Here is a 6023-nt window from a genome sequence, read left to right on the forward strand (position 1 = left end):
CGGCGTCTTGAACGCATGATCCATTTTTTGAATTTGAGGCAGGAATTGCCCGCGTCCGGTATCCGGGCCCGGGACACCGATGTCTTGAAAGCCGTCATTGGTGAAATTCCAGCCCTCGTGGCACGACGCGCAGCCACCCCTGGTGTTGAAGACAACGAAACCGCGCTTTGCCTGCTCCGAAATTGCGCGCTCGTCCCCCGCGATCCATGCATCAAACGGCGCCCGTCCTGACACGATGGTGCGTTCGTAGGTCGCGAGCGCTTCTGCGAGGCTCTTGCCGCTCAAACCTCCGTCAGGGAAGGCCGCGTTGAACAGCAAAATGTATTCCGGTATCGAGCTCAGCCGCTCCAGTAATTGATCGATCGGCATATTCATTTCAGAAGAGGATTCTATGGGCCCCAGCGCCTGCTGCTCCAGGCTGGCCGCCCGGCCATCCCACATATAGGCCGCGCCCCATGCGGCGTTGACGATCGAAGGAGAGCGCCGGCCGAGCTTCGTCATGCCGTTGCCGACACCGACCGGCAATCCGTCCCCCCATGCGAAGCCCGGATCATGGCAACTCGCGCAAGATTGCGCGGAGCTGCTCGACAGGCGCCGATCGAAAAACAATCTCTGACCGAGAAGGGCTTTTCTCAAGGTGTAGGGATTTGATTTGGGAAACGGGATTTCCGCCGGGCGCTGATATTCGGCCTTTATCGCATCAAGCGGCGGCGCGGCAGCCTGATCGATTTTTGCTGGACGTGTTTCGCCGACAATCGCCGCACCAAGACTGACTTTGACGAAGCCGGCCAGCACCATGGTCGCCAGCATGACCGTGTACCGGATCCTCGTTCCATTTGGCCCCGGCCCGAAATGCATGATCCACCCAAATTCACTGGAGCCGTCAGGCCAATCTACGGATCCTCACAAGTTGTCTGCCGGACGCTCTACGAGGAATAGATTTCGGCCTACAGTGTGCCGAAGGCGAGTTACCGCTTACTGACTTTCTCAATTCGTATAACTACGGGGTCGCTGCGCCGCAAAGCGGGGTGCGCAAAGATGCTTCTCGGCGTCCTCGGCGCTTCGGTCATTGCCGCGTTGACCGCGCAAACGGCCGTTGCCTCCGAACACGATTGGCTCGCGGAGGTGGCGATGCGAACGTTGATCGAGAGATGGTCAGGTCATCGAATGCCCGCAACGCCGGCAGGCCGTCGGGTGACAGGCGCGGCACCACGCTCTGCCACAGGATGGGCAGGCAGATTGTCCGGCCGGGTCGGTGATATGCAGTTGATCGTCGCAGACAAGGCGCGAGCGCCCGATGCCCAGGCCCCAGTCGCTCGGCGGCGGCTCCATGAGACGGACTGCCGGGTGCCAGTCGAGGCGCATCAGCTTCTCGCCCTTGCGGCGTTTGACCAGCACTTCGAAGCGCTGCACCGGAACGAACAACTCCAGTCCCTGCACCCATTCGACCGTCACGCGCAACGCGTAATTGTGGCGCAGATCGCCGAGCTTGGCAGCGTATTCGCGCTCGATCGCCGCGATCCGGAGCATCTCTCGCTTGCGGTCATTTTCCGCCTTTTCGCCGGCACTGCCGGCAAGCGCGGCGAGCTTCTTTTGCGCCACGAGATGCAGATCGTTGTGGTACTGATGAATCCGGTTGCGGTCGCGGTCGAGACGGCGTCGCATCGTGCTCAGAAACGGCTCGACTTCCTGTCGTACGCGATGTCGGAGCAACGGCCGCACCCGCCCGTCAAGAACGGGCGCGTCCCACGCCGGTCCGGCCGCTTGGCGGACGTCCGGATCGGGCACCTGCCATTCCTCGTCTCCCGCCAGCAGTTCACGCAACCGCGGCGTAAAGTCGTCGATCACGGCACCGGTGCCCTGGTTGAAACCGAGCCAGACCAGCCCTTCGCGCTTCTCGTCGGAAACGGCGGTGTAATGGAACGCCAGCAGCAGGCAACGCGTCCAGGCCGCCGAGACCTCAAGCAGGCGCCAGACGGCATTGGGAAATTCGATGGTGTGATCGAGCAGGCGCGCGGGATCGTGGATACGCGGCGGCGGACCGGGAAGCACGAACTGTCGCTCCGCCCAGCGGCCCCTGTCGCCGAGCAGCGCACCGAACCGATCGAGCCAATCGCCCTCGAACCCGACGGCGGTGGCTCCCACAGGAAGCTCGGCCCCGAAACCGAGCCGTACCAGTTCCGGCCAGCCCATCACGCTGCGTAGCGGATCGGGCGCCAGAACTTCCAGGCCCTCCGGCTCGACCGCCTCGACGGCGGATCCTTCCATCTCCAGCACTTCGGAGACGAAATCGCGCAGCGCCCCCATGGCCGCTCCCCTCATGCCGTTTCAAAATCGTCGCCGAACAGCACATCGTCCAGCGCCTTGGCGCCCTCATGCTGCGAGCGCGCCTCGTCGAGCCGGCGGCCCAGGACATCGAAGGCCTCAGTCCGGCCGGCTTCGGTCGCTTCGAGCCACGCGTCGAGCGCAAGTTCCGGGAAGTCACGTTCGTCCCCCAACCCTCCGAGGATGGCGCCGACCTCGCCGACCACCAGTTCGAACATCGAGATCTTCTCCTCGAGCAGCGCCAGCAACTGATCCTCCAGCGTTCCCCGTGTGACGAGGTTGAACACGAAAACCTCCCGGTGCTGGCCGATGCGGTCGATCCGGCCAATGCGCTGCTCGATCGCCATCGGATTCCACGGCACATCGAAGTTGATGAGCGTATTGCAGAACTGGATATTGCGGCCCTCGCCGCCGGATTCGGTGCAGAGCAGCACCGGCGCTTTGTCCCGGAAGTCTTCGATAGCGGCATCCTTCTGCGGCCCGCTGAGGCTGCCGTCGAAACGCGCAAAGCGCAGACCGGCGTGCGAGAGAAGATCGGTCAGGCGGAGCAGCGTCTCGCGCGAATGGACGAAGACCAATTTCTTCTCGTCCGGATTGCGATGAAGCAGGTCGAGCAGCGCTTGTTCCTTGCCGCCGATTTCGATCGCGGCCCAGCGTTCGGCCAGCGCACGCCACTCGATGTCGTCGGGGCGGCGCGCCGCGAACCGCGTCACCGCGACCGCGGCCGCCGCAGGCGAGGATCCAGCGGCGCCGAGCATGTGCTGCAGCGCCAGCCGGTGCCCACCCGCCTTGGTTCCGGCCGCGAGGCGGCGCGCCGCGGCCGCCAGATCGGCATAGGCCTCGACTTCGCCGGGCTGGCCATCGACCTTGATCGTGAGCGCGTGACGGCGAGGAAGCTTCAGGGCGACAACCGCGCGGGTGTTGCGGATCATGGCGCCGCGCATCAGTTCGCGCAGGCGCTCGGCGTTGGCCGGCTCTCTCGGCTTGCCGGGGGTCATGTAGGCGGCGCGAAATTCCCTGAGCGTCCTGAACATGCCGGGCTTCAGGAGCGTCATCAGGTTGTACAGTTCAACAAGGTCGTTCTGCACCGGGGTCGCCGAAAGCAGCAGCAGGAAACGCTTGTTGAGCGCGTCGACGAGCTTCCAGCTCTGGCTCGAGCGGTCGCGAAGATGATGGGCCTCATCGATGATGACGAGGTCGAACATGCCGCCGAGCAGATGCTCGGCATGCTCTTGTCGTCGCGCCGTCGCAATCGATGCGATGATCCGCTTCTGCCCCCAGAACGCATGGGGATCGGTGCGCAGCAGCGGGTCGTGCGTGGTCGCGAAGGGCAGGCCGAATTTGGTCTCCAGTTCCTCCCGCCACTGCCCGACCAGCGAGGCCGGCGACAGCACCAGCACCCGCTCCGCCATGCCGCGTAACGCGTATTCCTTCAGCACCATCCCCGCCTCGATGGTCTTGCCGAGGCCGACCTCGTCGGCGAGCAGGACGCGGCCCCGGAATTGCTTCAATACCTTCCGCACGGTCTCGATCTGATGCCACAAGGGTTCGACGCCGGTCAGGTGCGGCAGGCAGAGCAGTTCGTCGAAGCCTTGCGCGAAGCCGAGATGGGTGAAACGCCCGCGCAGCTCCCACCACCGGCCCTCCTGCTCGGGCACACGGGCAACGGCCTGGAGCATGGGCGAAAGCTCAACCTCGGCCGCAAACGAGATGTCGACTTCTATCCTCGGCAGGGGCTGCAGCGAGGCTGCCGCAATCGCAGCGGGGGACGGAGCGGCCTGCGGCGTGATCCGGCTGGAAGGGCGCTCCGGACGCGACACTGGCGCCGGTTTGAGCTTATTTTTTGCCGCAGCAGGCTGGCGCCTGCGCGGTGGCGGATCATCGCGCTCCATGATGGCGTCGATCTGCCCCTCCAACCAGCGCATGCGTGCCATCCCGGCCGGGAAAACCTGGAGCGCCGCGGGACACTGGGCCAGTCCATGGCGTTCCAGTTGCGCGCGGGCCGCCAAACGCTTTCCTTCCTGGAACATTGCCAGCGCCTGCAACAGGCGATCGGTCAGCGTCGCGCTGTAGCGTTTGGCAATCCGCTTGAGAAACACCAGCGCCCGATCGGGTCGCTGATCCAGAAGAGCGGCGGTGGCTGCGAGCGTCAGGATGCTGGGATCGCCGGGGCAAGCGCCAACCGCCTGTTCGGCGAGTTCCAGGAATCCGGAGCGGCGCTTCGGATCGTCGAAATACCGCGAGAACCGCGCAAACCAAAGGCCTGTGTCGCCCGTCGGTTCGAGCGGAAAGAGAGAGAGTTGCGGCGTAGCTCGCATGAATGACCCGAGATCCCGGGGGCGACCGAATCATCGACTGCCACGATTTCGAGTCTAGCCGCGCCTCAGGCAAGATCAAGACATCGGAAATCGCGGAGCTGCGGACAAACTCAATTGTGGATTTCATGTCTTGCAGGCTGACAAAGCTTCTCGCCGAGACCTATAGAAGGACAAACAGATGAGCAAGACAGCTGACAGCATCCGCCGCGGCCTGGAGGAATTCATGGCCTCCTCGACTCCCACGGCTGTAAAGTGTCTTTGTAGTCATCGGCCCGGCCGAATGGTAAACGATCCATGATCCCCACCGCATGAATTCGGCCGCCGGCATTGAGGCTTGCTTATGGAGCGCAGGCGTTAGATGAGGCCCCGACCATTGTCCGACGAGCCCTTCATGAGCAGTATCTCGACGATCGCACTATCCGGTATGAACGCGGCGGCCCGCCGCCTCGAGGTCTCCGCCAGCAACGTCGCCAACGTCTTGTCCACGGGCGCGCTCCCCGACGCCGATGGCAAGGTGCCATCAGGGACGCCACAGGCCTATGCACCGCTTGAACTGGTTCAGACCGCGAGCGCCGGCGGCGGCACCCAGGCGACCGTCACGACGGCCAAGCCGTCCACGATCGCGGTCTCCGATCCGCAGGCCCCCTTCGCCAACCAGGACGGCCTCGTCGCCGCGCCCAATGTCGACCTCTCCCAGGAGATGGTCGGCCAGATCCTCGCCAGCTACAGTTTTTCCGCCAACGCGACGGTGATGAAGGCGGACGACCGCATGACCAAGACGCTGCTCGACATCATCGCGTGAGGTCAGGCGGAGCAAAGTTTGGACGACCATCTCGGCAAAATTCGCAATTGAATTGAACGCGCTGTCCCCGTAATGCCCGCGCCTTCGCGCCCGAAGTTACGCCCCGCGACGTCGCCTTGGCGCGCTGCCGATGCCGCTGCAGAGCATCCTCAGCCAGGTGATGAAGCGGAATCAGTGGTAGATTTCTCCCGCATCTCCAACAAGCAAAGCATCCAACTCGCGAGCTAGTTCCAAAGCAAGGCGACCGATTACAGAAGCGGGCAAGTCGAAATCACGGGGCGCCCTGAACGATATCCGGCCGGAGGGTGACCAGACAAACACGCGCCTCCATGCCGCATCCTCGGAAAAGTAGACTTCGGCGTCTCCGCCGGCGTTGCGCAGTCGAATGACTTCGCCGGTCTTCGGATTGGCTATCTGGAAGTCACCTTCGGCCAACCGGACGCCATCGATCCTCGCCACCGCCGCGCGCCACTCCAAAAGAACAATCGGCAAACACTGCGCGTCAGCAGCGCGCCGCTCGATATGGATCTCGTAGGCCATGGGATTGTCACCGTGATTTTCTTTGCGAGTCGCTCTCG

5 protein-coding genes are annotated in these 6023 nt (G+C 63.7%); 1 reads left to right on the forward strand and 4 read right to left on the reverse strand.

The window, feature by feature from the left end; translation table 11 throughout:
- The 3 genes from ABSG20_RS27365 to ABSG20_RS27375 all read right to left on the reverse strand — a co-directional run.
- The coding region (locus ABSG20_RS27365) for a cytochrome-c peroxidase (RefSeq protein WP_423867605.1) at nt 1-810 on the reverse strand (810 nt) is incomplete at its 3' end.
- A gap of 345 nt (nt 811-1155) precedes the next feature.
- The gene (locus ABSG20_RS27370) at nt 1156-2307 is read right to left on the reverse strand and encodes an Rcat domain-containing protein (RefSeq protein WP_423867606.1); all 1152 of its coding nucleotides are present in this window, start codon (nt 2305-2307) and stop codon (nt 1156-1158) included.
- Between the two features lie 11 nt (nt 2308-2318).
- The gene (locus tag ABSG20_RS27375) at nt 2319-4643 is read right to left on the reverse strand and encodes a DEAD/DEAH box helicase (RefSeq protein ID WP_423867607.1); all 2325 of its coding nucleotides are present in this window, start codon (nt 4641-4643) and stop codon (nt 2319-2321) included.
- 391 nt (nt 4644-5034) lie between these two features.
- Here ABSG20_RS27375 and ABSG20_RS27380 point away from each other — a divergent pair, with 391 nt between their 5' ends.
- Nucleotides 5035-5445, forward strand: coding sequence for a flagellar basal body rod protein FlgC (locus ABSG20_RS27380; protein ID WP_423867608.1), 411 nt, complete (start codon nt 5035-5037; stop codon nt 5443-5445).
- 171 nt (nt 5446-5616) lie between these two features.
- Here the strand turns inward: ABSG20_RS27380 and ABSG20_RS27385 are convergent.
- Nucleotides 5617-6023 (reverse strand): hypothetical protein (locus ABSG20_RS27385; protein ID WP_423867609.1); only part of this gene is annotated, 407 nt, incomplete at its 5' end.

It is taken from the genome of Bradyrhizobium sp. (genome assembly GCF_049512235.1).
Taxonomy (GTDB): Bacteria; Pseudomonadota; Alphaproteobacteria; order Rhizobiales; family Xanthobacteraceae; genus Bradyrhizobium.

Excerpts from the sequence above, each read along its gene's own strand:
- ABSG20_RS27375 (WP_423867607.1), bottom strand. The coding sequence starts at position 4,643 with ATGCGAGCTACGCCGCAACTCTCTCTCTTTCCGCTCGAACCGACGGGC.
- ABSG20_RS27380 (WP_423867608.1), top strand. The coding sequence starts at position 5,035 with ATGAGCAGTATCTCGACGATCGCACTATCCGGTATGAACGCGGCGGCC.
- ABSG20_RS27370 (WP_423867606.1), bottom strand. The coding sequence starts at position 2,307 with ATGGGGGCGCTGCGCGATTTCGTCTCCGAAGTGCTGGAGATGGAAGGA.